Origin of the sequence: Cupriavidus gilardii (genome assembly GCF_017598945.1) — a bacterium.
In the GTDB taxonomy this organism is placed as follows: domain Bacteria; phylum Pseudomonadota; class Gammaproteobacteria; order Burkholderiales; family Burkholderiaceae; genus Cupriavidus; species Cupriavidus gilardii_E.
On sequence record NZ_JAGFTW010000010.1, the window covers coordinates 32,039 to 55,553 of the forward strand.

Consider the following 23,515-nt stretch of genomic DNA (forward strand, 5'->3'; position numbering starts at 1 on the left):
GGAACGACGCTGCGCTAGCGCGCCGCGGCCGAACGGGCGAAGCGGTCGAGCTCGGCAAGCAGGGCGTTCAGATTGCCCTTGAGCTTGTCGAAGCCCTCGCTGCGGGTCAGCGCCACTTCGTCCATATACAGCTTGCGATTGATCTCGAGCTGCAGGCTGTGGCGGCCGGCCTGGGGCTGGCCGACCACGCGCACGATCTCCACGCCCTTGTACGGATGGTTGCGCCAGACCTCGTAGCCCATCTCCTTGAGTACGCCTTCCACCAGATCGGTGAAACGCTTGTCGCAGGTGGTGCCGTCGCGGTCGCCGACCACGAAATCCGGATGCTGCAGGCCCGGATGCTCGGTCGCGTATTGCGCCGCTTCGCTCGGCATCGAGTGGCAGTTGATGTGCCATGCGCTGCCGTGCTCGGCGATCGCCCGGTCGGCCAGCTTCTGCAGCTGGGCGTAGTAGGGCAGGTAGTAGCGCTCGATGCGCGCCTGCACCTCCGCCACGCTCAGCTTGCGATCGTAGATCGCCTCGCCGGTGTCGAGCACGCGCCAGACCAGGCCCTTGCCGAGCCGGGTCTTGGGCGTTTCCTGCATCGGGCCCGGCCACGGGGCATCGAGCAAGGCCTGGTCGATCTCCTCGATGCCGCGGTTGGCATCGAGGTAGCTGCGCGGAAAGCCCGCGCACAGCAGCGCGATGCCCTGCTTCGGCGCGTCGGCGTACAGCTCGTCGACGAAGGTGTCCTCGGCCTGGCGCAGCAGGTTCAAGGGCAGCCCGCCGGCGTAGCGGAAGTCCGCCGGATACGTGGTCGCGCTATGCGGTGAGTCGAGAAAGAGCGGGCTGCTCTCGCCTTCCGGCAACTGCAGGAAGTAAGGGCGCTCCGCGCTCTTTCGGTCTGCTTCGGTCATGATGCTTGCGGCTTAGTCCATCGAGATCTTGGCGGCGGCGGCGATGCGCTTGTTCTTGGCCACCTCGTTCTTGATCTGCGTGGCGAACTGCGCCGGCGTGTCGCCGACCGGGGTCGCGCCCAGCTTCTCGAACTTCTCCTTGACCTCGGGCATCGCCAGCACCTTGACGGCGGCGTCGTGCAGTCTGGTCTGGATGTCGGCCGGCAGGTTGGCCGGCGCGATCAGGCCGAACCACGACGAGTCATTGACTTCGGCCAGGCCCAGCTCGGCGAAGGTCGGCACATTCGGCAGCGTGGGGACGCGCTTGGGCGCGGCCACGGCCAGCGCGCGCAGCTTGCCGCCCTGGATGAACGGCAGCGACGACGGCAGGTTGTCGAACAGGATCTGGACCTGGTTGGCCAGCGTGTCGTTCAGCGCCGGGCCGACGCCCTTGTACGGCACGTGCAGCAGCTCGGTCTTGCTGCTCATCTTGAACAGCTCGCCCATCATGTGCGAGACGCTGCCGTTGCCGGCCGAGCCGTAGGCCAGCTTGTTCGGCTGCGACTGCGCCAGCGCGATGAAGGCCTTCATGTCGTTGGCCTTGACCGACGGGTGGATGCTCATCACGTTCGGCACCGAGGCCAGATTGGTGATGGTGGTGAAGTCCTTGGTGGCGTCGTACTGCAGGCGCGGATAGATCGCCGGGTTGATGCCGTGAGTCGACGCCGTGGCGATGCCGATGGTGTAGCCGTCCGGCGTGGCCTTGGCCAGATAGCTGGTGCCGATGCTGCCGCCGGCGCCGCCGCGGTTGTCGACCACCACGGCCTGGCCCAGTTGCTGGCCCAGCTTGTCGGCGACGATGCGGGCGACGATGTCGGTGGTGCCGCCGGCCGGGAAGGGCACGACCAGCGTGATCGGCTTGGTCGGATACGAACCCTGCGCGGCAGCCTGGAACGACAGGCCGGCGGCCAGGGCGGCCGAGCCGGCAGCGATAAGGCGGAGCATGTTACGGCGTTGCATGAATGATCCTGAAAAGGGAGTCCAACACGGAATGGGGTAGGGGGAAGGGCGTCGGCAGGGCGCACCCGTCGTTGCTGTGCCAGGAAGCCTCGTTGAGCTTTGCCTGCGATTCTGCGCAAATCTGCAAGAAACGTGCAAACGAATTAAAATCGCACGGTCATTCCATTTGGTCGTGAAGTCTGGGAAATCGAGGAAGTCGCATGCGGCGCCTATGCCCGTCGTTGACCGGGCTGCAGGCCTTCGAGGCCGCCGCCCGTCATCTCAGTTTTACGCTGGCCGCCCGCGAGCTTCATGTCACGCAGGGCGCGGTCAGCAAGCAGGTCCGCCAGCTCGAGTCGTCGCTGGGCGTCGATCTGTTCGAACGCGTCCGTCAGCGCCTGCTGCTGACCGATGCCGGCCGCCGGTACCTCGAGCGGATCCGGCCCAGCCTGCAGGAGATCGAGGCCGCCACCGTGGAACTGGTGGCCAGCCAAGGCCGCGGCGGCACGCTGCATATCGCCAGCATGCCGACGCTGGGCGCCAAGTGGCTGATTCCGCGGCTGCCGCAGTTCTTCGAGCGCCATCCCGAGGTCACGCTGGAATTCGTGCCGCACGCGCAGGGCTATGACTTCTCGCAGCCGGACCTGGACGCGGCGATCCGTTTCGGCGACGGCGTCTGGCCGGGCAGCCTGGCGGACTACATGACCGGCCGCGAGGTGCTGCCGGTGTGCCGGCCCGGTCTGCTCGCCAACGAGCCGAACGGCGTGGCGGCATCGCCGCGGGCGCTGCTGCACTACCCGCTGCTGCACCATACGACGGTGCCCGAGGCCTGGTCGGACTGGCTGGGCGAGCTCGGCGTGACGACGCGCGAGGCCTGGAGCGGTCCGCGCTTCGACCAGTTCTCGCTGCTGACGCAGGCCGCGCTGTCGGGGCTCGGCATCGCGCTGATCCCGCGCTGCCTGATCGAGCAGGAACTGGCCAGCGGCGCGCTGGTGGTGGCGCACCCGGCGCGGGTGCTCAGCAAGAAGGGCTATTACCTGTGCTACCCCGAGCAGAAGCAGCATCTGCCGGCGCTGCAGACGTTCCGGCAGTGGCTGATGGAAGGGGTGGACGTGGTGGTGTGAGGGCGGCTCGGCCCCCGGGGCGGAGCGACGTTGGCCGGCTTACTTCGACAGTACCTTCATCGCCTGCTCGAGCCCGGCGAGGGTGACCGGATACATCCGCGACTTCATGATCTGGTTGATCACGGAGATCGACTGGCGGTACTGCCACAGGCCCTCCGGCTCGGGATTGAGCCAGACGAAGCGGGGGAACTGGTCGATCAGCCGGTTCAGCCAGACCGCCCCGGCCTCGGGATTGTTGTACTCGACCGAACCGCCGGGCTGCAGGATCTCGTACGGGCTCATGGTCGCGTCGCCGACGAAGATCACCTTGTAGTCCGGCGTGTATTTGTGGATCAGGTCCCACGTGGCGATCTTTTCCGCGTGCCGGCGGCGGTTGTTCTTCCACACGTAGTCGTAGACGCAGTTGTGGAAGTAGTAGTACTCCAGGTGCTTGAACTCGGTCTTGGCCGCCGAGAACAGTTCCTCGACGCGCTTGATGTGGTCGTCCATCGAGCCGCCGACATCCATCAGCATCAGCACCTTGACCTTGTTATGCCGCTCCGGCCGCAGCTTGATGTCGAGCAGGCCGGCGTTGGCCGCGGTCGAATGGATGGTGTCGTCCAGATCCAGCTCGGTGTCGGCGCCCTCGCGCGCGAACCGGCGCAGCCGCCGCAGCGCCACCTTGATGTTGCGCGTGCCCAGCTCGACCTGATCGTCGTAGTCGCGATAGGCGCGCGTCTCCCAGACCTTGATCGCGGTGCGGTTGCCCTTGGACGGCCCGCCGATGCGGATGCCTTCCGGGTTGTAGCCGCCGTGGCCGAACGGCGAGGTGCCGCCGGTGCCGATCCACTTGTTGCCGCCCTCGTGCTTTTCCTTCTGCTCCGCGAGCAGCTGCTTCAGGCGCTCCATCAGCTTGTCGAGTCCGCCCATCGCCTCGATCTTCGCCTTTTCCTCGGGCGACAGTTCGCGCTCCAGCGTCTTGTGCAGCCAGTCCAGCGGGATGTCGGACTTCCAGTCGACCAGGCTCTCGACGCCCTTGAAGTACGCGGCGAAGGTCTGGTCGAACTTGTCGAAGTGCTTCTCGTCCTTGACCAGCGTCATGCGCGACAGGTAGTAGAACTCGTCGATCGACGGCGCGATCACCTGGGCCTTCAGCGCCTCCAGCATCGTCAGGTATTCCTTGACGGAGACCGGCAGCTTGGCGTGCCGCAGCGAGAAGAAGAAGTCGATCAGCATGGCGGGGCTCGGTATCGCGGTGGGTGGCTGGCTGGGCGAGCGAGGAAAGGCCCGGCGCTCAGCGCGGCATCTCCAGCCGGTAATGCAGATGGCGTTTGACCGTCGGCCATTCGCTGGCGATGATCGAGAAGACCACGGTGTCGCGCAGCGAGCCGTCGGGCATCACCTGATGGTTGCGCAGCACGCCGTCCTGCTTGGCGCCCAAGCGGGCGATCGCGGCGCGGCTCTGGTGGTTCATCCAGTGCGTGCGGAATTCGACCGCGATGCAGCGCAGCTGCTCGAAGGCATGCGCGAGCAACAGCAGCTTGCACTCGGTGTTGACCGCGGTGCGCTGCACGCTCTGCGCATACCAGGTGTGGCCGATCTCGAGCCGCCGATGGGTCTCGTCGACGTTGAACATGCGCGTCGAGCCGACCACCGGGCCGACGACGCCGTCCTGCACGCGCCGCACCACGAAGGGCATCGCGCCGAGGCGGTCGCGCTGGTCCAGCGCGGTGTCGATCCACGCCCGCATGCCGTCGGGCGTCGGCACCGAGGTGTACCACAGCTTCCACAGCTCGCCGTCGCTCGCCGCCGCGCGCAGCTCGGTTTCGTGCGCGGCATCGAGGGGTTCGAGCATGACGTGGCGGCCTTCCAGCACGATCGGCGCGATCAGACGGGTCATCGAGGTTCCTGGCGAAGTGGGACGGTCGGCGAACGCAGCAACGGAAGCACGCTCAGCGATTGGCGCGGTTCATGAACACCAGCCGCTCGAACAGATGCACGTCCTGTTCGTTCTTCAGCAGCGCGCCGTGCAGCGGCGGGATCGCGGCCTTCTTGTCGGGGCTGCGCAGCGCCTCGGGCGGAATGTCCTCGGCCATCAGCAGCTTGAGCCAGTCGATCAGCTCCGAGGTCGACGGCTTCTTCTTCAGGCCCGGCAGGTTGCGCATCTCGTAGAAGGCTTCGAGCGCGGCCGACACCAGCTCGCGCTTGATGCCCGGATAGTGGACATCGACGATGCGCTGCATCGTGTCGGCGTCGGGGAACTTGATGTAGTGGAAGAAGCAGCGGCGCAGGAAGGCGTCCGGCAGCTCCTTCTCGTTGTTCGACGTGATGATGACCAGCGGGCGATGCTTCGCGCGGATCAGTTCGCGCGTCTCGTAGACGTAGAACTCCATCCGGTCGATCTCGCGCAGCAGGTCGTTGGGGAATTCGATGTCCGCCTTGTCGATCTCGTCGATCAGCAGCACCACCGGCTCGTCGGACTCGAACGCCTGCCACAGCACGCCCTTGACGATGTAGTTGCGGATGTCGTGCACGCGATCGTCGCCGAGCTGCGAATCGCGCAGGCGCGACACCGCGTCGTATTCGTACAGGCCCTGCTGCGCCTTGGTAGTCGACTTGATATGCCATTGCAGCAGCGGCATGCCCAGCGCGGCGGCGACTTCCTCGGCCAGCATGGTCTTGCCGGTGCCGGGCTCGCCCTTGATCAGCAGCGGACGCTGCAGCGTGCGCGCGGCATTGACGGCGAGCTTCAGGTCGTCGGTGGCCACGTAGTGGGCGCTGCCCTCGAAGCGGGCGGAGGGGGCGGCAGAGGCGCCAGCGGCGGCTTGGGCGGTATCGGTCATGTGGCGTTCTGAGGCTCGTTCTGAGGCTTCGTTCGGGTCGGAATGGGCCAGTATAAAAGAGCTTTCCCGTTCGCGTGCGGCCATGGCGCCGCTCTATGGACTGCCGCGTGCCGCGTGCGGTACAATGCGCCGGTTTGACGCGCCCCCACGTCCATCCTCCTTCCCCGGCCGCCCACGTCGCACCCTGGCGGCCCAGGTCGGGAAGCGGCGATCACGAAAGAATGGCCGGCATGACGGTCGATGCGCACGGCCCCGGCCGTGCATTCGGCGGGAGTTCCATGTCTGGCCGCTCGGGCAGGTCACGCAAGGTTCAATCCTTCCAATCCGACTACGACAATGAAAAAGCTCCTCACGATGGTGGTGCTTGGCGCCGCCGCGACGGCAGCGCAGGCCCAGGAAGTCAAGGGCAATGTGGAGGCAGCCCGGGACAAGGTGGCGATGTGTATCGGCTGCCACGGCATTCCGGGATATCGGGCTTCGTTTCCCGAGGTGTATGAAGTGCCGATGATCGGGGGCCAGAGCGCGAAGTACATCGCGAACGCGCTGCAGGAGTACAAGAAGGGCGGCCGCAAGCATCCGACCATGCGCGGCATCGCGGCGACGCTGAGCGACCAGGATATCGCCGACGTGGCTGCGTACTACGCGCAGCAGAAGCGCGATACCCGCGACAATCCGCAGAAGTGAGGGGACCCGACATGAAGACGCTCAAGACGCTCTCGTTCGCGCTCGGCGCACTCGTGCTGGGTGCCTCGGCGATGTCGGCCTCCGCCGCCGATATCGAAGCCGGCAAGGCCCTGGTGCAGAAGGGCAATTGCGCCGCCTGCCACGGCGCGGACATGAACTCGCCGATCGCGCCGGACTATCCGAAGCTGGCCGGCCAGCACGCCAGCTACCTGTATCACGCGCTGGTCGCCTACCAGGTCCACGGCAACCCGCAGGTCGGCCGTTCCAACGCGATCATGCAAGGCCAGGTCAACGCCAACCCCGGCGTGGTCGGCAAGGACGGCAAGCCGCGTCCCTTCACGCGGCAGGAATTGAAGGACATGGCCGCCTATCTCGAATCGCTGCCGGGCGATCTGGTGTTGAAGAGATAAGCTCGGTCGTTTGGTAAAAAAAGCCGCTTCATGACGAAGCGGCTTTTTTGTTTTTTTACGAGGATGCAGAACCATTCCGTCCTGGAGTAAATGCAATGGTTGCATGGCACGTCACCCGCCTGGCTGTCCTGCCCAATCATCGCCTGGATGTTGAATTCGCCGATGGCACGCGAGGCATCGTGGACATGTCGCGCGATGAATTCCGTGGTGTGTTCGCGCCGTTGGCGGATGAGACCTACTTCGCCAAGGCGTTCATTGCCGATGGCGCGGTGGTGTGGCCGAACGGGCTCGATATTGCCCCGGATGCGATGTACGAGGAAGTGACCGGACGCCCGTTGATCCGATCGTAGACTCCCTGCCAAGTGGCGGCCCGATGGCCGCCACCTCCGCATTTCAATTCCCGCTGCCCTTCGCCAGTCGCCGTGCCTTGACCGCGTTGGCCAGGATCTCCAGCACGCGGACCGAATCGTCCCAGCCGATGCAGGCGTCGGTGACCGACTGGCCGTAGGTCAGCGAGTCGATCGGCGCGCCCTGGACATGGTCCTGGCGGCCGGCGATCAGGTGGGATTCGACCATCACGCCGATGATGCGGTCGTCGCCGGCGGCGAGCTGGCGGCCGATGTCCTCGCAGACCGGGATCTGGTTCTCATGCTTCTTGCTGCTGTTGGCGTGCGAGGCATCGATCATCAGCCGCGCCGCGAGGCCGGCCTTGGAGATTGCGTCGCAGGCCTGCTGCACGCTGTCGGCGTCGTAGTTCGGGTTCTTGCCGCCGCGCAGGATGATGTGGCAGTCCTCGTTGCCCGAGGTCGACACGATCGCCGAATGGCCGCCCTTGGTGACCGACAGGAAATGGTGCGGCTGCGACGCGGCCTTGATGGCATCGACCGCGATCTTGACGTTGCCGTCGGTGCCGTTCTTGAAGCCGACCGGACACGACAGCCCCGAGGCCAGCTCGCGGTGCACCTGCGATTCGGTGGTGCGCGCGCCGATCGCACCCCAGCTGACCAGGTCCGCGATGTACTGCGGCGAAATCATGTCGAGATATTCGGTGCCCGCCGGCAGGCCCATCTCGCTGATATTGAGCAGCAGCTCCCGCGCGGTGCGCAGGCCGTCGTTGATCTTGAAGCTGCCGTCCATGTGCGGATCGTTGATCAGCCCCTTCCAGCCGACCGTGGTGCGCGGCTTCTCGAAGTAGACCCGCATCACGACCTCGAGCTCGTTGCTGAAGCGATCGCGCTGCTCCTTGAGCAACTTGGCGTATTCGAGCGCGGCGCGGGTGTCGTGGATCGAGCAGGGCCCGATGATGACGATCAGCCGGTCGTCCATGCCATGCAGGATGCGGTGCATCGCCTGGCGCGCGCCGTAGATGACGTCCGACGCCTTCTCCGACAGCGAGAACTCGCGGATCAGGTGCGCCGGCGGCAGCAGCTCCTTCAGTTCGCGAATACGAAGGTCGTCGGTGTTCTTCAACATGATGGCTCCAGGTCTTGTCAGGTCGTGAGAGTGGGGGATATTCGGGTGCCGGCGGAGGGCGTCGGGAAAGTCGGGCCAAAAAAAAGCCGCCAGTCTTGCTGGCGGCTTTTTTGCAATCTTGGGAGGCGCTTACGACTGATCCTCTCCTTCCGCCAGCGGTGCGAGATCGCTAAAAAAGTAAAAGTAAAACTTGGCGGACATGCGGGAGGAACGTACGGTGATCAGTCGGTGTTGAGGCGCTATCGATTCTGTACTGCTTCTGTATCGCACGCGACGGAGCGTGCTGCGCCGACGACGAAGCCACTTTATAGCCCGTTTCGGCACGCTTGGCAAGCGCGCCGAAACGCCTGGGCGGCGCCGATTGTGGCGTCGGCGCAGCAGCAGCGCCGACGCGCGCGGCCCTCAGGCGGTCCCGCCCACCGTCATGTTTTCGATGCGCAGCGTCGGCTGGCCGACGCCGACGGGCACGCTCTGGCCTTCCTTGCCGCAGACGCCGACGCCCGAGTCCAGCCGCATGTCGTTGCCGATCATCGTGACGTCCTTCAGCGATTCGGGACCGTTGCCGACCAGCGTCGCGCCCTTGACCGGTGCGGTGATCTTGCCGTCCTCGATCAGATAGGCCTCGCTGGCCGAGAACACGAACTTGCCGTTGGTGATGTCGACCTGGCCGCCGCCGAAGTTGACCGCGTACAGGCCGCGCTTGACGCTCGCGATGATCTCCTGCGGGTCGCGGTCGCCGTTGAGCATGTAGGTGTTGGTCATGCGCGGCATCGGCAGCGCGGCGAAGCTCTCGCGGCGCGCGTTGCCGGTCACCGGCATCTTCATCAGCCGCGCGTTCAGCGTGTCCTGGATATAGCCGCGCAGGATGCCGTCCTCGATCAGCGTGGTGCACTGGGTCGGGTTGCCCTCGTCGTCGAGGTTCAGCGAGCCGCGGCGGCCCTCCAGCGTGCCGTCGTCGACCACCGTGACGCCCTTGGCCGCAACGCGCTCGCCCATGCGGCCGGCGAACGCCGACGAGCCCTTGCGGTTGAAGTCGCCCTCCAGCCCGTGGCCCACCGCCTCGTGCAGCAGCACGCCGGGCCAGCCCGGGCCGAGCACGACCGTCATCGCGCCGGCGGGGGCGGGGCGCGCCTCCAGATTGACCAGCGCCGACGACACCGCCTCGTCGACATAGCCGCGCAGCAGCTCGTCGGTGAAGTAGCCGTAGTGATAGCGGCCGCCGCCGCCCGAGGTGCCCATCTCGCGCCGCCCGTTCTGCTCGGCGATCACGGTGACCGACACGCGCACCAGCGGCCGCACGTCGGCGGCGATCACGCCGTCGCTGCGGGCGATCAGCACCACGTCGTATTCGCCCGCCAGGCCCGCCATCACCTGCACGATGCGCGGATCCTTGGCGCGCGCCATCTTCTCGACACGCTCGAGCAGCGCGACCTTCTCGGCCGCCGGCATCGAGTCGAGCGGATCGTTGGGCGCGTACAGGTCGCGGCCGCCGTGCGAGGCGAGCGATCCCGCCACCTTGGTGCGGCCGCTGCCGACCTTGCCGATGGTGCGGGTCGCGGCGCTGGCCTGCAGCAGCGCTTCCAGGCTGATCTCGTCGGAGTAGGCGAAGGCGGTGCGGTCGCCCGACACGGCGCGCACGCCGACGCCCTGGTCGATATTGAAGCTGCCCGACTTGACGATGCCTTCCTCGAGGCTCCAGGCCTCGCTGCGGGTGTACTGGAAATACAGGTCGGCGTAGTCGACCTTGTGCGTGAAGATGTCGGCCAGCACGCGCTGCAGCTGGGCCTCGTCGAGCCCGTACGGGTTCAGCAGCAGCTGCTGTGCGGTGGCGAGATTGCGGATTCCGAGATCGCCGGCGTTCATGAATGTCCTCTGTTGGATTCGGTGTCGCGCTGCCTGGCATCGGGCCGGCAGCCGCAAGGGTGGGGCGCCGGCCGAGGCGGCGCCCATGGATTCGGATGGAGGCTACGGGTGTCCATGCTACAGCACCCGATGCCGCAGCGCAGGCAGGTTCTGCCGCACTTCCGCGATGCGCGCCGGGTCCAGCGTGCCGCTGACCACGCCTTCGCCCTCGGGCAGCATGGCCAGCACTTCGCCCCACGGATCGACCAGCATCGAATGGCCCCATGTGCGGCGGCCGTTCTCGTGCTTGCCGCCCTGGGCCGCGGCCAGCACATAACACTGGTTCTCGATCGCGCGGGCGCGCAGCAGGATCTCCCAATGCGCCTGTCCGGTGGTGTAGGTGAAGGCGGCCGGCATCAGGATCAAGGCCAGGCCGTTCTCGCTGTCGGTGCTCGCCATCTGCCGATAGAGCTCGGGAAAGCGCAGGTCGTAGCAGACCGACATCGCGACCCGCCCGCACGGCGCATCGAAGGTGATCGGCTCGCGGCCGGCGAGGATGGTGCGCGACTCGTCGTAGCGCTCCTCGCCGCGGGTGAAGCCGAACAGGTGGATCTTGTCGTAGCGCGCCACCCGTTCGCCCTGCGGATCGAAGGCCAGCGAACTGTTGTGGACGCGCTGGTCGTCCTCGCACCACATTGGCAGCGTGCCGCCCACCAGCCAGATGCCGTGACGCCGCGCCGCATCGGCCAGAAAGCGCTGGATCGGCCCGTCGCCATCCTGCTCGCGCACGGCGACCTTGTCGCTCTCCTGCCTTCCCATCAGGCAGAAATACTCGGGCAGCAGCACCAGTTCGGCACCGCCGCGCGCGGCCTCGGCGATCAGCGCGTCGGCGCGCGCCAGATTGGCGTCGAGCGCGGTGCCGGTCACGGTCTGGATCGCGGCAACACGCATCGCGCGCATCGCGGGCGGCGCGGCGGAGCGGGAGGCGGCAGGGCTGGTTGGCGTGGTGGCAGGATCGGCGGCTGGCATGGCGTTTCCTCGGCGCGCGATGGCGCAATTACGGCATATAGGATTGCTCGGGCTGGCGGCGGTCGGGGGCCCGGCGCTGCCCGTCGGCGCTATTGTCCCCCACCTTGGCGATACGCGGCTCGGCCCAGCTTCCGGTGACCTTGTAGTGCTGCGTGAAGGCCTTGGAGAACTCGTCGGCGAACAGCAATTGGGCCGCCAGCGTGCCGATCCCCAGCGCCGGATTGATGAAGGCGGCGGCGACCGAGGCCGAGGTCGCGTTGATGCGCGGCACCAGCGCGACCTCGAGATCCTGCGTTTCCTGCGGGAGATTGGCGCTGCCCGTCATCGCCGCGCTGACCTGCGGGCTCTTCAGGCGGAAGTCGCTGGTGCTGGCGATGCCGTTCTCGATGGTGCCGGTCGCGCTGATCTCGTCGAACACCAGGCCCTCGCCGGCGATGCCGCGAAAGTCCAGCGTCACCAGCCGCATCACGCTTTGCAGGCTGAGCACGCCCAGCAGCTTGGCGGCGCCGGGCTCGACGCTGACGATCTGGCCGTTCTCGAGCTTCAGCGCCATGCGCCCGTTCAGCGAGGCATAGTCGATCGCCAGCGGCGAGCCGATCCAGCGGATGCGGCCCTCCAGCTTGCCCTTGCCGTCGCGCAGCGTATGGGGCATGCCGAGCCGGTCGAGCACGTCGCCGGCATTGCGCACGTCGACGTTGAAGCTCAGCAGCGTGCGGCGCTGGCCGCCGGCCTTGCCGCTGTCGCGCACGCGCCGCGGCACGCGCCAGCTGCCCTGGCCGGTGAAAGTCGCGCCGGGTTGTTCCAGCGTCAGCGATTCGAGCGTCCAGACCGGCTCGCCATTGTCCAGCGCGCTGTGCGCCTTGACCTGCAGCTTGCCGAAGTCGTGGCCGCGCAATTCGAAGTGCTCGGCCTGCAGATCGATCGACGGCAGCTCCTCGATCTGGCCGGCCAGCGCGTCGGCCACCTTGCTGGTGTCCTGGCTGTCGGGGATGTTCAGCCGCGACAGCCGCAGCGTCAGCGCGCCGCCCGGGCTGGACGGCACCGCGCGCCATTGCATCTGGCCGGCAATCTGGCGCGAGTCCAGCCGGAATTGCCAGCCGGGATCGCCGGACTGCGGCGCGCGCACGGCGTCCAGCGTCACGTCGTCGAGCTCGCGGCCGAAGGCCAGCAGCGTACGCGATCGTGCGGTGATGCGCTCGGGCAGGTAGGCCGCGGTGGCCGGTTCGCCGGCCCCGCCGCTGCCGTCTTTGGCGGGACCGTTGCCCGGGCCGCTCGCCAGGGCCGCGCGCCAGCCGTCCAGATCGAAACGGTCGACCGCCAGGGCGGCGGTGACTCCGGTGGCGGGCGTGGGCGTGGGCTGGCCGATGCCGATACCGCCATTGACCACCTGGACGCCGCCCGGGCCACGGCGCAGCAGATAGCGCGCGTTGAGCATCGTGCCGTATTGCAGTTCGAGTTCTTCATGGCCGGCGCGGCCGGCCAGCGGGCGCAGTTCGAAGCGCAGCGGCGCCGGCTGCCCGGCCGGCTTGGCCAGCGGCGCCGGCAGGTCGACCGCCATGCCGGCGAGGTCGGCGGTGAACGAGACCACCGGCTGGCGCTCGCGCACGCCGATCACCGCCTGGTAGCTGGCATTGCCGTCGAAGCGGCGTGCCAGCGGCGTCAAGCCGGCGCCGGCCAGCGCCTCGGCGATGCCGCGCGCGTTCGCAGTGCCGGCAGCGGTCACGCGCACCGTGCCGTCGGACTGGGTGCCGCCGCCGGCCCGCACCTCGCCGCCGAGCAGGCGCGCCCGCACCGCGTCGAGCTGGAAGCCGTGCTCGTTGAACGCGACCGTACCGGTGGCGCCGCCCAGCATCGGCAGGCCCGGCGCGAGCACCACGTCGTTGCCGGTCAGGCGGTACTGGCCCTCGACCTTGCTGCGGGCGGCATCGGCCAGCGGCAGATCGACCTTGAGCCGCAGTTCGCCATTGCCCTGGCCGCGCGCCTCGCCGGTGACATTGCCGGTCCACTCGCGCACCGGGCTGCTGGCGACATAGCGCAGGAAGCCCTGCATCGGGCCGCTGGCGCTGCCGTCCAGCGTCAGCCGCCCGCGGTGGTCGAGTTCGTCGATGCGGCCCTTGATGTCGCGCAGCGCGACGCCGGCGATGCCCTGCACCGAGGCGCGCTCGACCGTCAGCCCCATCGCGCCGCGCTCGAACTGCAGGCTGCCGTCGATCTCGGTGAACAGCGGCCAGACCGGCTTGCCGTCGGCGCCGTGCGGATCGATCTGATAGGACGCCTGGCGCAGCGGCACGTCGACGCGGAAGTCGCCATGCCGGGCGGCGTCGCCGTGGAACGGGAAGTGGGCGAGGTCGCCCTTGACCTGGAAGCGCACCGCTTCCGACTGGCCCCCGGCCAGCGCGCCGGACAGATAGTGGCGCGTGCTGGCGGGCACATGTAGCGGCAGGTAGCGCGGCACGCGGGCGATCTGCGCGCGATCGAGCTGGCCATCGAGTTCGGCGATGCCGGCGTGGCCGTCGCCGCCTTCGCGCCAGTTGCCGCGCACGGTGCCGGCCGTATCGGCGTTGGCAAAGCGGATGCCGTCGGTGCGCACCACCAGCTTGCCGCCCTCGCGCCGCCACTGGAGGGCACCGGCCAGTTCGTCGAAGGGCAGGCGCGGGTCTTCGAACACGCCGGGGAAGGTCAGCGTCGCCTGGGTGCCCTCGAAGCGGGCGCTGCCGCCTTGCTGGTCGAAGGAGAAGTTGCCCGACAGGCCGCTGAAGCCGGGCACGCCCAGGTTCGCATGGCCGTTCTTGTCGAACGCCGGTTCGGCCGGCTGCTCGCGGACCGACACGTTGCGCAGTGTGCCCTGGACCCGATAGCGGGTCGGACCGCCTTGCCGCTGCAGCAGGCCGCCGCGCTCCCGGCTCCAGTCGATGTCGAGGTTGTCGAGCCGGCCCGACGGCCGCAGCGCGCGCACCTGACGGGCCAGCGCGGTATCGAGCGGCATCGCGGTCGACAGCGCGCGCAGCGCGTCGAGGTCGAGCGTCGGCGCCTTCAGCGCCAGCCGGCGCAGCATGCCTTTGTCGTCCCGCGCCCAGCGCAGCGTGACACGGCGCATGCCCTCGCGCCAGGCGCCGCCGGTGGCCTGCGCCTGCGCGCCGGCGGGCTCCCACAGCAGCGTGTCCACGGTCAGCTGGTTGTCGGCGCCTTCGCGCCGATGCAGCAGCAGCGCCTGCGACTGATTCAGCCGCAACGGCTCGGCCGCGCCGGCCAGGCGCAGATCGACCGCGTTGGCGCGCAGCCGTGCCTGGCTGCGCAGCATCTTGCCGTTGGCGAATTCGATGGTGCCGTCGCTGCTGAGCACGCCGCTGTCGACCTGCTCGAACAGGCTCAGATAGCGCTGCACCGCCGGCAGCTGCAGCTGGCCGATATCCCAGCTGGCCTGGCCGCGCCAGTTGCGCCAGTCGCCGGGGGCATGCAGATAGGTATGGCGGAAGGTGCCGGTGACCACCAGCGGGCGCGCGGCCAGCGCGGCCGAGCGCGCCTCCAGCCGCAGGTCGTGGCGAGCGCCGCTGCGGGTCGAGCGCAGCAGGATGTCGCCGACCTCCAGCACCGGCAGGCCGCGCTGTTCGTCGAGCCAGCGGACCTTGCCGCCGGTCAGCGAGACCGAGCCCTGCGCCAGCAGCCAGTCGAGGAAGCGATGATCGTCGCCGCTGCGGTCCTGGGTCCGGACCGGCATGCCGGCGATCGCCAGCCGGCCCTGCGGGGAGCGGTGCACCAGTACGTCGGCGCGGTCGGCATCGAAGCGGGCGAAGCGCAGCTCGAGCGCGCCCAGCGAGTGCCAGGACAAGGCGCCCTGCAGCGTGTCCGCCGACAGCAGCACGCGCTGCTGCTCGTCGAGCAGACGCACGCCGCGCGCACGGAAGGCCGGATGCCAGCCGTCCCAGGAGGTCTCCAGCGCCGCGATGGTGAGGCGCGCCGACAGCGCCTGCGAACCGCGCTCCTCCAGCCACGCGCGCGCGCCGGCCGCCTGGGGCCACAGCACGAAGCGCATCAGCAGGAACAGCACTGCGGCGACGCTCGCGAGCGCGACGCCGATGCGCAGCAGCCAGCGCGCGATCCAGCCCCAGCAGCGGTGGCGCACCGCCGCCGCGACGGCGTGGCCGATGGCGTGCGGCGAGGCCTTCAGGGAGCGAAACAGCTGACCGGCCTGGCGGCGCCAGACCGAGGTCGAAAACGACTTGCCGGAGCGAGGGGAGGTCGAGGAGGCGGGACCGGCGCCCGGGGCCGCCGTGGCGCCGGCCGGGGAACCGGCGGGGCCTGGGGCGGCTGCCGCGCCGCTGGACGGGGTGGGGCGTTCGGCGGGTGGGGTGGCGCGGCTGGACATGCGCAGATTATCCGACAATACTAGCCGCTCTCCAATTCGAAGCCAGCCCGGGCGGCGTTACCGGTGGCGCATGGTTCCTCGCGCGGCGTGCCTCTGCCGCGATCCATCCAAGTGACAGGAATGACTTCCCCAGATATTGCGAGTTCCCAGGCAGGCGCCGGTCGGCACGCTGCCGACGCCGCCGCTGCCATCGATCCCATCGATGCCGCCACCGCCGCCGGCGGCCTGGGCGGCATGGCCAGCGGCGCCTTCGCGCTGGCCCCCGCGACGGCTTTCGACCCCGCCGATTGCGAGGGACACGCATTGTACTCGGCGGCCGCCTCGCATTATGTGCGGCGCGTGATGCAGGCCCGGCCCGAGTTGGCGGCGCTGGTCGCCCAGGCCAGCGCCGAGCCGCTGACCCGTGTCTGGATGGAGTCGCGGCTGGCGGCGCTGCGGCAGCCCGCAGCCGATGCCGAGCAGGCCATCGGCCAGGCGCTGCGCCGGCTGCGCGCCGAGGTGATGTGCACCGTCATCGAGCGCGATCTGCGCGGCCTGGCCACGCTGGCCGAGGTCACCGGCGCGATGACCGACCTGGCCGAACTGTCGATCCAGCATGCGCTCGCCACGCTGACGGACGACATGGCGCCGACCTTCGGCCGGCCCGTCGGCGAGCACAGCGGCGAGGTGCAGGAGCTGATCGTGGTCGGCATGGGCAAGCTCGGCGGCCGCGAGCTGAACGTGTCGTCGGATATCGATCTGATCTTTCTCTACGACGAGGACGGCGACACCGCGGGCGGCCAGCGCAGCCTGTCGAACCACGAATATTTCACGCGGCTGGGCCGGCGCCTGATCAGCGTGCTGGCCGAGACCACCGCCGACGGCTATGTGTTCCGCGTCGACATGCGGCTGCGGCCCAATGGCGACGCCGGACCGCTGGCCTGCAGCCTCGGCATGCTGGAGGAATACCTGGTGGTGCAGGGGCGCGAATGGGAGCGCTATGCCTGGATCAAGGGCCGCGTGGTGTCGTCGATGGCGACGCCGCACGCGCAGCGCACCGCCGACCAGCTGGCGCGGCTGACCACCCCCTTCGTGTTCCGCCGCTATCTGGACTACGGCGTGATCGCCGCGATCCGCTCGCTGCATGCGCAGATCCGCGCGGAGGCCGCCAAGCGCAGCGGCGGTCTGGCCGGACATGGCGTCAACCAGCGCTCGGCCGACATCAAGCTGGGCCGGGGCGGCATCCGCGAGATCGAATTCATGGCGCAGGTGTTCCAGCTGATCCGCGGCGGCCAGGACCTGGCGCTGCGCGCGCGGCCGACGCTGGAGGTGCTGGCGATCGCCGTCGAGCGCGGGCTGCTGCCGGCAGGACAGGCGTTGCAGCTGTCCGACGCCTATCGTTTCCTGCGCCAGCTGGAACACCGGCTGCAGTATCGCGACGATGCGCAGACCCACCATCTGCCGACCAGCGAGGAGGAACAGCTGGCCGTCGCGCGCATGATGGGCTGCGCGGACTGGCCGGCGCTGCTGGCGCGATTGGCGGAACTGCAGGAGCCGGTGGCGCAGCAGTTCGAGGTCACCTTCTCGGACCCCGAACAGGGCCAGGCGCCCGCCGAGACGCTGTGGCCGGCGCTGGCGCATGGCGAGGACGAGGAGGCGCCGTGCGCGCGTCTGGCGCAGGCGGGCTACAGCGACTGCGGCGGGCTGCTCGAACGGCTGCGCGCCACGGCCGCGTCGCCGCGCTACCGGGCGCTGTCCGAGCAGAGCCGCGGGCGTTTCGACCTGCTGGTCAATCGCGCGCTGGACCTGGCCGGACGGCAGGACGATGCCGACGCCACCATCGCGCGCTTTCTCGACTTCTTCGACGCGATCAGCCGGCGCGCGTCCTATCTGTCGCTGCTGTCCGAGTATCCGCAGGCGATGGAGCGCGTCGCCCATACGCTGCACGCGTCGCGCTGGGCTGCCACCTATCTGACGCGGCATCCGCAACTGCTCGACGAGCTGCTCGATGCCGAGGCGCTGGCCAGCGTACCGGACTGGGAGGCCTTCCGCGCCCGGCTCGGCGAGCGGCTGCTGGCCGCCCACGGACAGGTCGAGGCGCAGATGGACATCCTGCGCCGCGAGCACCATGCCGAGACCTTCCGCGTGCTGCTGCAGGACCTGCACGGCAGGCTGACCGTCGAGCAGATCGCCGACCGCCTGTCCGACCTGGCCGACGCGATGCTCGACGTCACGCTGACCGCGGTCTGGCAGCAGCTGCCGATGCGCCATCGCGAGACACCGCGCTTCGCGGTGATCGCCTATGGCCGGCTGGGCGGCAAGGAGCTCGGCTACGCGTCGGACCTCGACATCATCTTCCTGCACGACGACGATGACGACGGCGCCGCGGAGATCTACGCCGCCTATGCGCGCCGCCTGATCACCTGGCTGACCAGCCATACCGCGGCGGGCATGCTGTTCGATGTCGACACGCGGCTGCGGCCCAATGGCGCGGCGGGTCTGCTGGTCACCAGCTTCGAGTCGTTCCGCCGCTATCAGCTGCGCCAGGGCGACAACACCGCCTGGGTGTGGGAGCACCAGGCGCTGACGCGCGCGCGCTTCTGCGCCGGCGATCGCGAACTCGGCGCGCGCTTCGAGCGGCTGCGCGAGGAAGTCCTGTGCCAGCCGCGCGATGCCGACACGCTGCGCCAGGAGATCGTGGCGATGCGGCACAAGGTGGCCGAAGGCCATCCGAACCGCAGCGACCGCTTCGACCTGAAGCACGACCGCGGCGGCATGGTCGACATCGAGTTCACCGTGCAATACCTGGTGCTGCTGCACAGCCGCGCCCATCCCGAGCTGACGCGCAATGCCGGCAATATCGCGCTGCTGCGGATGGCCGGGCAGCTTGGCCTGATCGACGCCAAGCTGGCCGAGGCGGTCGGCGACGCCTACCGGACCTTCCGTGCGCGCCAGCACAAGCTGCGGCTCGATGGCCAGGATCAGGCGCGCGTGCCGGCGCAGACCATCGAGGCGCAGGCGCGCGATGTCCGCGCGCTATGGCAGGCCGTGTTCGGCGAGGATTGAGCGGCGGTGCGCGCCGAGCACGACGGCGGCGCGGCGCCGGCCGCGACGCGATCTTCGGCCTGGTTGCGCGTGCTGCCGGCCCTCGGCGCGATCGCGGCGATCGGCGCGCTGTCCGCCGCCTTCACCTTCGTGCCATGGCTCCATGCGCACGGCCTGTATCTTCGCGATGCGCTGATGCTGCCTGGCGGCGACCGCCAATGGTGGCGGCTGCTGACCGCGATGTGGGTCCATCTCGATGGACGCCACTGGCTCGGCAATCTGCTGGCAGCCTCCGGTTTGCTGTTGCTGGCCGGCCGCGCCGCCGGCGCACGGCAGATGCTGCTGGCCTTGCTGGTCTGTGGGGTGGCGGTGCAGGTCGCGCTGCTGTGGCAGCCGGCGGTGCGCTGGTATGGCGGCCTGTCGGGGGCGCTGCATGGGCTGGCGCTCTGGGGCGCCTTGCGCCTGCTGGCCGCCGACCGCTGGTCCCGCGCCATCGGCGTCGCGCTGGCCGCCGGCGTGCTGATCAAGCTGTGGCTGGAACAGTCGTGGCTCGCGCCGGTGCGCTTCGATGCGGTCTGGGGTTTCGGCGTGGTGCGCGCCGCCCATGCGGCCGGCGCGATCGCCGGCTTCGGCTGGTGGCTCGTCCAGCAGTGGTGGGGGCAGCGGCGCGCCGCGCAGGGCTAGCGCGCCGGCCCTTGCTTCAACGTTGCGCCTGACGGCGACGGCCCGCGGGCAGCAGCAGGCCGAACAGGCCGGCCAGCGCCAGTGCCGCGCCGCCCCACAACGAGACCGCACCGCCGCCGCCACCGTCGTCGCCACCGGCGCCATTGCCGCCACCATTGCCGCCGCCGGTGCCCGGCGCCGGTGCCGGAGCCGGCGGAAGCGGCGCGCCCGCGGCCGCGAGCAGCGCGCGATCGGCGTCCAGCAGGCCGGCGCCGCACGTGTTCGTATTGCTGCCGGTCGTGCAATAGGTATTGGCAGGATGCGGACGCGCGCTGCTCTTGAGCAGCTCGGTCACCTGCGCCGTCGACAGATTGCCGTTGACCGCCAGCATCAGCGAGGCCACGCCCGACACCATCGGCGCCGCGAAGCTGGTGCCTTGCGAGTTCACCAGCGTGTAATTGCGCGCCGTCGTTTCGCCATCGTTGGTCAGCGTGCGGATCGCCGACGGCGGCGCCAGGCAGGCCCCGTTGGAGATCTTGCTGTTGCCGCAGCCACCGCCGGGCGCGCTGATCGCGATCTGAGGGCCGACGTTGGCATAGCTGGCGTTCTCGCCGTCGTTGACATGCGCGGTCACCGCGATCACGCCGCGGCAGTCGGCCGGCGCTTCCACCGCGCCGGCGCTGTTGCCCGCGGCCGCCACCACCACGACGCCGCGCGCGGCCAGTTCATCGACCGCCTGCTGTTCGAAGCTGCTGCAGGTGCCCGCACCGAGGCTGATATTGACCACGCGCGCCGGCGTGGGGTTGTTCGGCACATTCGGCACCGGCAGGCCGCCGGCCCAGCGCATCGCGTCGACGGTATCGGACAGCAGCGCGCCGCAGCGGCCGGAGACGCGCAGCGGCTGGATGCGGGCGCTCCAGTCCACGCCGGCGACGTCCTGGCCGTTGTTGGTGACCGCACCGAGCACGCTGGCGACCCGGGTGCCGTGCCAGGTGCTGGGCCGCAGGTTCTGGGCGGCCGGCATGCCCGGACACGCGAAGCCCTGCGGCACGTAATCGCCGGCGTCGGTCGGGTCGCCGTCGCGGCCGTCGCCATCCTGCGAATACTGCGGATCGGCGATGAAGTCATAACCGGCCACCAGCCGCGAGGCCAGATCCGGATGCCGCAGCACGCCGGTATCGACCACGGCGATCACCAGCCCTTCGTTGCCGGGGGAGCGATCCCAGGCGGCGGGCAGATTGGCCGCGCCCGGGATCACGGAGGGCGAGCCCAGATACGGCTGGTTGATCGCGAATTCGGGATCGTTGGGCACCGTGTCATGCGGCCGCAGCCAGCGGTCCGGCACCGCGTCCGCCACGCGCGGATCCTGGCGCAGTTGGGCGGCCACCGCTTCGGGATCGGCTCCCTTGCCGGCCGGCAAGCCGAGCAGGGCCAGGTTGCCGCCCATCTGCCGCTTGACGGTCAGTCCAATGCCGGTCTGCTCGGCGAGCTTGCGCACCTGTTCGGCGGCGGCCTCGGCCGGCATCAGCGCGGTACCGGCAGGGGCGTCCTTCCAGCGCACGATGATGTTGCCGCTGTAGACCGGCGCCGGGCGGGCGCCGGCATTGGCATCAGGCGCGGCCAGCGCGGCCGACGGAGACAGGATGGCGCCCGCCGACACGGCGGCGGCCAGGACCAGACGCAGGGCGACGGGCGGAATCGAACGCGGCATGAACACCTCCGGAGGGGCGAAGCCGGTATGCGGTGGCCGGCGCTCGCGGGCATGTGACTCAACGACGATAGACAGGGTAATGCGGTCGGGCAATCAGCCGTCGTCCGACAGCGCACGCTGTCGGGGTGACGCCGGCGGCCGTTTCCCGTCCTCGATCGGTTAACGGCCGCCGTCGGCTGGTCTTCAGTCGGCCGGCATGTCGCGCCCGGTCGGCTTCGGGCGGCTAGGCGTCAGGCGGCGGTCCGCCTCGGCCGCTTCGATGCGCGGCAGGCCGCGCAGCGTGGAGACCGCCTGCTCGATGGTGGCGTCCGGCGACGGCGAGATCGCGGTGACCAGCCAGGTACCGCCGGACATCGGGCGCTTGACCACGAAGCGGATCGGCCCCTTGGCCTGGGCCAGCAGTTCCCCGGCCTGCAGCGAGGTATCGACGGCCGGCGGCGTGAAGCGGACCAGGATGTCGCCGACCGCGCGATCGTCGGTGATGCTGCCCGGCGGCGGCATGGCCGGCTTCGAACTGCACGCGGCCGCCAGCGCCAGGCCGCACAGCGCCACCGCGAGCGTCAGCCGGCGCGTGGTGCGGCTGACGCCGCGGCGGGCCTGGATGGCCTCACAGCGCGTACCGGACGGGGCGTCGAGAGTCGAGGGCGGTTTGGCGAAGAACATGGCATTTCCCGTGATCGGTACGGTTCGGTGCGGTTTGGTGCGGTTCGGGGGGAGGGGACGTCGGAGGCGTCGCAGGCGTCGGATACGTCGGATACGTCGGCACGTTCAGCTGGCCGCCCGTCGCGCCCGCCGGCCTTCCTTGGCAGCCGGGGCGCCGCGCGCACCTTGCGCCAGCATCTCCTCGGCGTGTTGCAGCGTGGTGGCGGTGACCGTGGCACCGCCCAGCATGCGCGCGGTCTCCACCACCCGGCCGGCGGCATCGAGCACGCGGATCTGCGAGCGCGTCACGGCCTCGCCGCCGTCGCCGACGGTCTCCTTGCTGACCAGCAGATGCGTGCCGGCCTGCGCCGCGACCTGGGGCAGGTGGGTCACGCACAGGACCTGACGGGCGCGGCCGAGCTCCTGCAGCCGGCGGCCGACCACTTCGGCGACCGCGCCGCCGATGCCGGTATCGACCTCGTCGAAGATCAGCGTCGGCGTCGGCGCGGCCTCGCTGGTGATCACCGAGATCGCCAGGCTGATGCGCGCCAGTTCGCCGCCGGAGGCCACCTTCGCCAGCGGCCGCGCGCTGACCCCCGCGTGGCCCGCCACCAGGAACTCGACCTGTTCGAGCCCGTGGCTGGCGCCTTCCTCGATCGGGTGCAGCGCCACGGTGAAGCTGCCGCCGGCCATCGACAGGCCCTGCATCGCCTCGGTCACGGCTGCCGACAGCCGCTCGGCGGCCTCGCGACGGCTGTCGCTGAGATGGCGGGCGATGGTCAGATAGGCGGCGCGGGCCGCGGCCTCGCGCGCGGTGATCTTGTTCAGGTCCTGCGCGGCCTGCAGATCGTCGAGCTGCTGGCGGCGCGCCAGCAGTTCCTCGGGCAACTGTTCGGGCGGCACGCGGAACTTGCGCGCGGCGGTGTGCAGCGCCTGCATCCGTTCCTCGACGACCTGCAGCCGTTCGGGATCGAGTTCGAGCCGGTCGACATAGCGGGTCAGCGAGTGGGCCGCTTCCTCGGCCTGCACCTCGGCCGCTTCCAGCGCCGTCACCACATCGGCCAGCGCGGGGTCGACCTCGGCCAGCTGGCGCAGCCGGTGCACCATCGCGCTGAGCGCGGACAGCACCGCGCCGTCGGCTTCGGACAGCGCATCGAGCGCGGCGCGGCCGCCCTCGAGCAGGCTGGCCGCATGCGACAGCCGCTTGTGCTCGGCCTGGATCGCTTCCCATTCGTCCGGCTGCGGCGCCAGCTTGTCGAGCTCGCCGACCTGCCATTCGAGCCGCTCGCGTTCTAGCTGCATCTCGCGCGATTGCTGTTCGACCGCCTCGCGCTGGCGCACGCAGGCGCGCCAGGTGCGCCAGGCCTCCGCCACCGCAGCCGCCTGCGCGGTCAGGCCGGCATGCGCGTCGAGCAGCAGGCGCTGCGCGTCGGGCCGCAGCAGCAGCTGGTGGGCGTGCTGGCCGTGGATGTCGACCAGCTGGTCGCCGACTTCGCGCAGCTGCGCCAGCGTGGCGGCGTTGCCGTTGATGAAGGCCTTGCTGCGGCCGTTGGCATCGACGACCCGGCGCAGCAGCACGTTGCCGTCATCCTCGGCCAGCGCCTGCTCGTTGAGCCAGGCGTCCAGCGCGGGGTGCGTGGAGAAGGTGGCGCTGACGCTGGCGCGCGCCGCGCCCTCGCGCACCACGCCGGCATCGGCGCGCTCGCCGAGCACCAGCGCGAGCGCATCGATCAGGATCGACTTGCCGGCGCCGGTCTCGCCGGTGAACACGGTGAAGCCGGCGGAAAAGTCGAGGTCGAGCGTATCGACGATGACGAAATCGCGGATGGACAGGCTGCGCAGCATCTTTGG

At 69.5% G+C, this 23,515-nt stretch carries 18 protein-coding genes; 6 read left to right on the forward strand and 12 right to left on the reverse strand.

What is annotated here, in order from left to right; translation table 11 throughout:
* Positions 1-14: 14 nt before the first annotated feature.
* Positions 15-896: an N-formylglutamate amidohydrolase gene (locus J5T34_RS04850; protein ID WP_208578856.1), complete on the reverse strand. Its 882-nt coding sequence runs from the start codon at positions 894-896 to the stop codon at positions 15-17.
* Between the two features lie 12 nt (positions 897-908).
* A complete protein-coding gene (locus J5T34_RS04855; protein ID WP_208578857.1) occupies positions 909-1,895 on the reverse strand; it encodes a Bug family tripartite tricarboxylate transporter substrate binding protein in 987 nt (328 codons plus the stop codon).
* Positions 1,896-2,095: 200 nt separating this feature from the next.
* Here J5T34_RS04855 and gcvA point away from each other — a divergent pair, with 200 nt between their 5' ends.
* Entirely contained in the window at positions 2,096-2,998 is a 903-nt protein-coding gene (gene gcvA, locus J5T34_RS04860) for a transcriptional regulator GcvA (protein WP_208578858.1), read from the forward strand.
* Between the two features lie 39 nt (positions 2,999-3,037).
* On the opposite strand, the gene J5T34_RS04865 is transcribed toward gcvA, so the two are convergent.
* From J5T34_RS04865 to J5T34_RS04875, 3 genes are read right to left on the reverse strand one after another with little or no spacing between them, the layout of a single operon-like run.
* Positions 3,038-4,213, reverse strand: coding sequence for a vWA domain-containing protein (locus tag J5T34_RS04865; protein WP_208578859.1), 1,176 nt, complete (start codon positions 4,211-4,213; stop codon positions 3,038-3,040).
* Positions 4,214-4,271: 58 nt separating this feature from the next.
* On the reverse strand, positions 4,272-4,877 hold the full coding sequence (locus J5T34_RS04870) for a GNAT family N-acetyltransferase (protein ID WP_149319340.1): 606 nt from the start codon (positions 4,875-4,877) through the stop codon (positions 4,272-4,274).
* 52 nt (positions 4,878-4,929) lie between these two features.
* On the reverse strand, positions 4,930-5,820 hold the full coding sequence (locus tag J5T34_RS04875) for an AAA family ATPase (RefSeq protein ID WP_053821478.1): 891 nt from the start codon (positions 5,818-5,820) through the stop codon (positions 4,930-4,932).
* Positions 5,821-6,156: 336 nt separating this feature from the next.
* Between J5T34_RS04875 and J5T34_RS04880 the strand changes: the two genes are divergently transcribed.
* From J5T34_RS04880 to J5T34_RS04890, 3 genes are all read left to right on the forward strand, one after another.
* The gene (locus tag J5T34_RS04880; protein ID WP_006578948.1) at positions 6,157-6,504 is read left to right on the forward strand and encodes a c-type cytochrome; all 348 of its coding nucleotides are present in this window, start codon (positions 6,157-6,159) and stop codon (positions 6,502-6,504) included.
* An 11-nt stretch (positions 6,505-6,515) separates the two neighbouring features.
* On the forward strand, positions 6,516-6,914 hold the full coding sequence (locus J5T34_RS04885) for a c-type cytochrome (protein WP_208578860.1): 399 nt from the start codon (positions 6,516-6,518) through the stop codon (positions 6,912-6,914).
* A 95-nt stretch (positions 6,915-7,009) separates the two neighbouring features.
* Complete coding sequence (locus J5T34_RS04890) at positions 7,010-7,264, forward strand: DUF2442 domain-containing protein (protein ID WP_208578861.1); 255 nt, start codon at positions 7,010-7,012, stop codon at positions 7,262-7,264.
* 43 nt (positions 7,265-7,307) lie between these two features.
* Here J5T34_RS04890 and aroG read toward each other — a convergent pair whose 3' ends face one another.
* The 4 genes from aroG to J5T34_RS04910 all read right to left on the reverse strand — a co-directional run bounded on the left by aroG (position 7,308) and on the right by J5T34_RS04910 (position 15,624).
* Positions 7,308-8,387, reverse strand: a complete 1,080-nt coding sequence (aroG, locus tag J5T34_RS04895) for a 3-deoxy-7-phosphoheptulonate synthase AroG (protein ID WP_006578951.1) — start codon at positions 8,385-8,387, stop codon at positions 7,308-7,310.
* Positions 8,388-8,789: 402 nt separating this feature from the next.
* Positions 8,790-10,250 (reverse strand): metalloprotease TldD, encoded by a 1,461-nt coding sequence (gene tldD, locus J5T34_RS04900; protein ID WP_208578862.1) that lies wholly within the window; start codon positions 10,248-10,250, stop codon positions 8,790-8,792.
* Positions 10,251-10,367: 117 nt separating this feature from the next.
* Positions 10,368-11,189 (reverse strand): carbon-nitrogen hydrolase family protein, encoded by an 822-nt coding sequence (locus J5T34_RS04905; protein WP_208578996.1) that lies wholly within the window; start codon positions 11,187-11,189, stop codon positions 10,368-10,370.
* 97 nt (positions 11,190-11,286) lie between these two features.
* Positions 11,287-15,624 (reverse strand): YhdP family protein, encoded by a 4,338-nt coding sequence (locus J5T34_RS04910; RefSeq protein ID WP_208578863.1) that lies wholly within the window; start codon positions 15,622-15,624, stop codon positions 11,287-11,289.
* 120 nt (positions 15,625-15,744) lie between these two features.
* Between J5T34_RS04910 and glnE the strand changes: the two genes are divergently transcribed.
* A complete protein-coding gene (gene glnE, locus J5T34_RS04915; protein WP_208578864.1) occupies positions 15,745-18,669 on the forward strand; it encodes a bifunctional [glutamate--ammonia ligase]-adenylyl-L-tyrosine phosphorylase/[glutamate--ammonia-ligase] adenylyltransferase in 2,925 nt (974 codons plus the stop codon).
* Positions 18,670-18,675: 6 nt separating this feature from the next.
* The gene (gene rrtA / locus J5T34_RS04920) at positions 18,676-19,332 is read left to right on the forward strand and encodes a rhombosortase (RefSeq protein WP_432207629.1); all 657 of its coding nucleotides are present in this window, start codon (positions 18,676-18,678) and stop codon (positions 19,330-19,332) included.
* 16 nt (positions 19,333-19,348) lie between these two features.
* Here rrtA and J5T34_RS04925 read toward each other — a convergent pair whose 3' ends face one another.
* The 3 genes from J5T34_RS04925 to recN form a co-directional block, all read right to left on the reverse strand.
* A complete protein-coding gene (locus J5T34_RS04925; protein ID WP_208578865.1) occupies positions 19,349-21,022 on the reverse strand; it encodes a S8 family peptidase in 1,674 nt (557 codons plus the stop codon).
* Positions 21,023-21,205: 183 nt separating this feature from the next.
* Positions 21,206-21,685: a hypothetical protein gene (locus tag J5T34_RS04930; protein WP_244258702.1), complete on the reverse strand. Its 480-nt coding sequence runs from the start codon at positions 21,683-21,685 to the stop codon at positions 21,206-21,208.
* A 105-nt stretch (positions 21,686-21,790) separates the two neighbouring features.
* The gene (recN, locus tag J5T34_RS04935; RefSeq protein WP_208578866.1) at positions 21,791-23,509 is read right to left on the reverse strand and encodes a DNA repair protein RecN; all 1,719 of its coding nucleotides are present in this window, start codon (positions 23,507-23,509) and stop codon (positions 21,791-21,793) included.
* Between the last annotated feature and the right edge of the window lie 6 nt (positions 23,510-23,515).

Excerpts from the sequence above, each read along its gene's own strand:
- J5T34_RS04850 (WP_208578856.1), bottom strand. The coding sequence starts at position 896 with ATGACCGAAGCAGACCGAAAGAGCGCGGAGCGCCCTTACTTCCTGCAG.
- J5T34_RS04855 (WP_208578857.1), bottom strand. The coding sequence starts at position 1,895 with ATGCAACGCCGTAACATGCTCCGCCTTATCGCTGCCGGCTCGGCCGCC.
- gcvA (WP_208578858.1), top strand. The coding sequence starts at position 2,096 with ATGCGGCGCCTATGCCCGTCGTTGACCGGGCTGCAGGCCTTCGAGGCC.
- J5T34_RS04865 (WP_208578859.1), bottom strand. The coding sequence starts at position 4,213 with ATGCTGATCGACTTCTTCTTCTCGCTGCGGCACGCCAAGCTGCCGGTC.
- J5T34_RS04870 (WP_149319340.1), bottom strand. The coding sequence starts at position 4,877 with ATGACCCGTCTGATCGCGCCGATCGTGCTGGAAGGCCGCCACGTCATG.
- J5T34_RS04875 (WP_053821478.1), bottom strand. The coding sequence starts at position 5,820 with ATGACCGATACCGCCCAAGCCGCCGCTGGCGCCTCTGCCGCCCCCTCC.
- J5T34_RS04880 (WP_006578948.1), top strand. The coding sequence starts at position 6,157 with ATGAAAAAGCTCCTCACGATGGTGGTGCTTGGCGCCGCCGCGACGGCA.
- J5T34_RS04885 (WP_208578860.1), top strand. The coding sequence starts at position 6,516 with ATGAAGACGCTCAAGACGCTCTCGTTCGCGCTCGGCGCACTCGTGCTG.
- J5T34_RS04890 (WP_208578861.1), top strand. The coding sequence starts at position 7,010 with ATGGTTGCATGGCACGTCACCCGCCTGGCTGTCCTGCCCAATCATCGC.
- aroG (WP_006578951.1), bottom strand. The coding sequence starts at position 8,387 with ATGTTGAAGAACACCGACGACCTTCGTATTCGCGAACTGAAGGAGCTG.
- tldD (WP_208578862.1), bottom strand. The coding sequence starts at position 10,250 with ATGAACGCCGGCGATCTCGGAATCCGCAATCTCGCCACCGCACAGCAG.
- J5T34_RS04905 (WP_208578996.1), bottom strand. The coding sequence starts at position 11,189 with ATGCGCGCGATGCGTGTTGCCGCGATCCAGACCGTGACCGGCACCGCG.
- J5T34_RS04910 (WP_208578863.1), bottom strand. The coding sequence starts at position 15,624 with ATGTCCAGCCGCGCCACCCCACCCGCCGAACGCCCCACCCCGTCCAGC.
- glnE (WP_208578864.1), top strand. The coding sequence starts at position 15,745 with ATGACTTCCCCAGATATTGCGAGTTCCCAGGCAGGCGCCGGTCGGCAC.
- J5T34_RS04925 (WP_208578865.1), bottom strand. The coding sequence starts at position 21,022 with ATGCCGCGTTCGATTCCGCCCGTCGCCCTGCGTCTGGTCCTGGCCGCC.
- J5T34_RS04930 (WP_244258702.1), bottom strand. The coding sequence starts at position 21,685 with ATGTTCTTCGCCAAACCGCCCTCGACTCTCGACGCCCCGTCCGGTACG.
- recN (WP_208578866.1), bottom strand. The coding sequence starts at position 23,509 with ATGCTGCGCAGCCTGTCCATCCGCGATTTCGTCATCGTCGATACGCTC.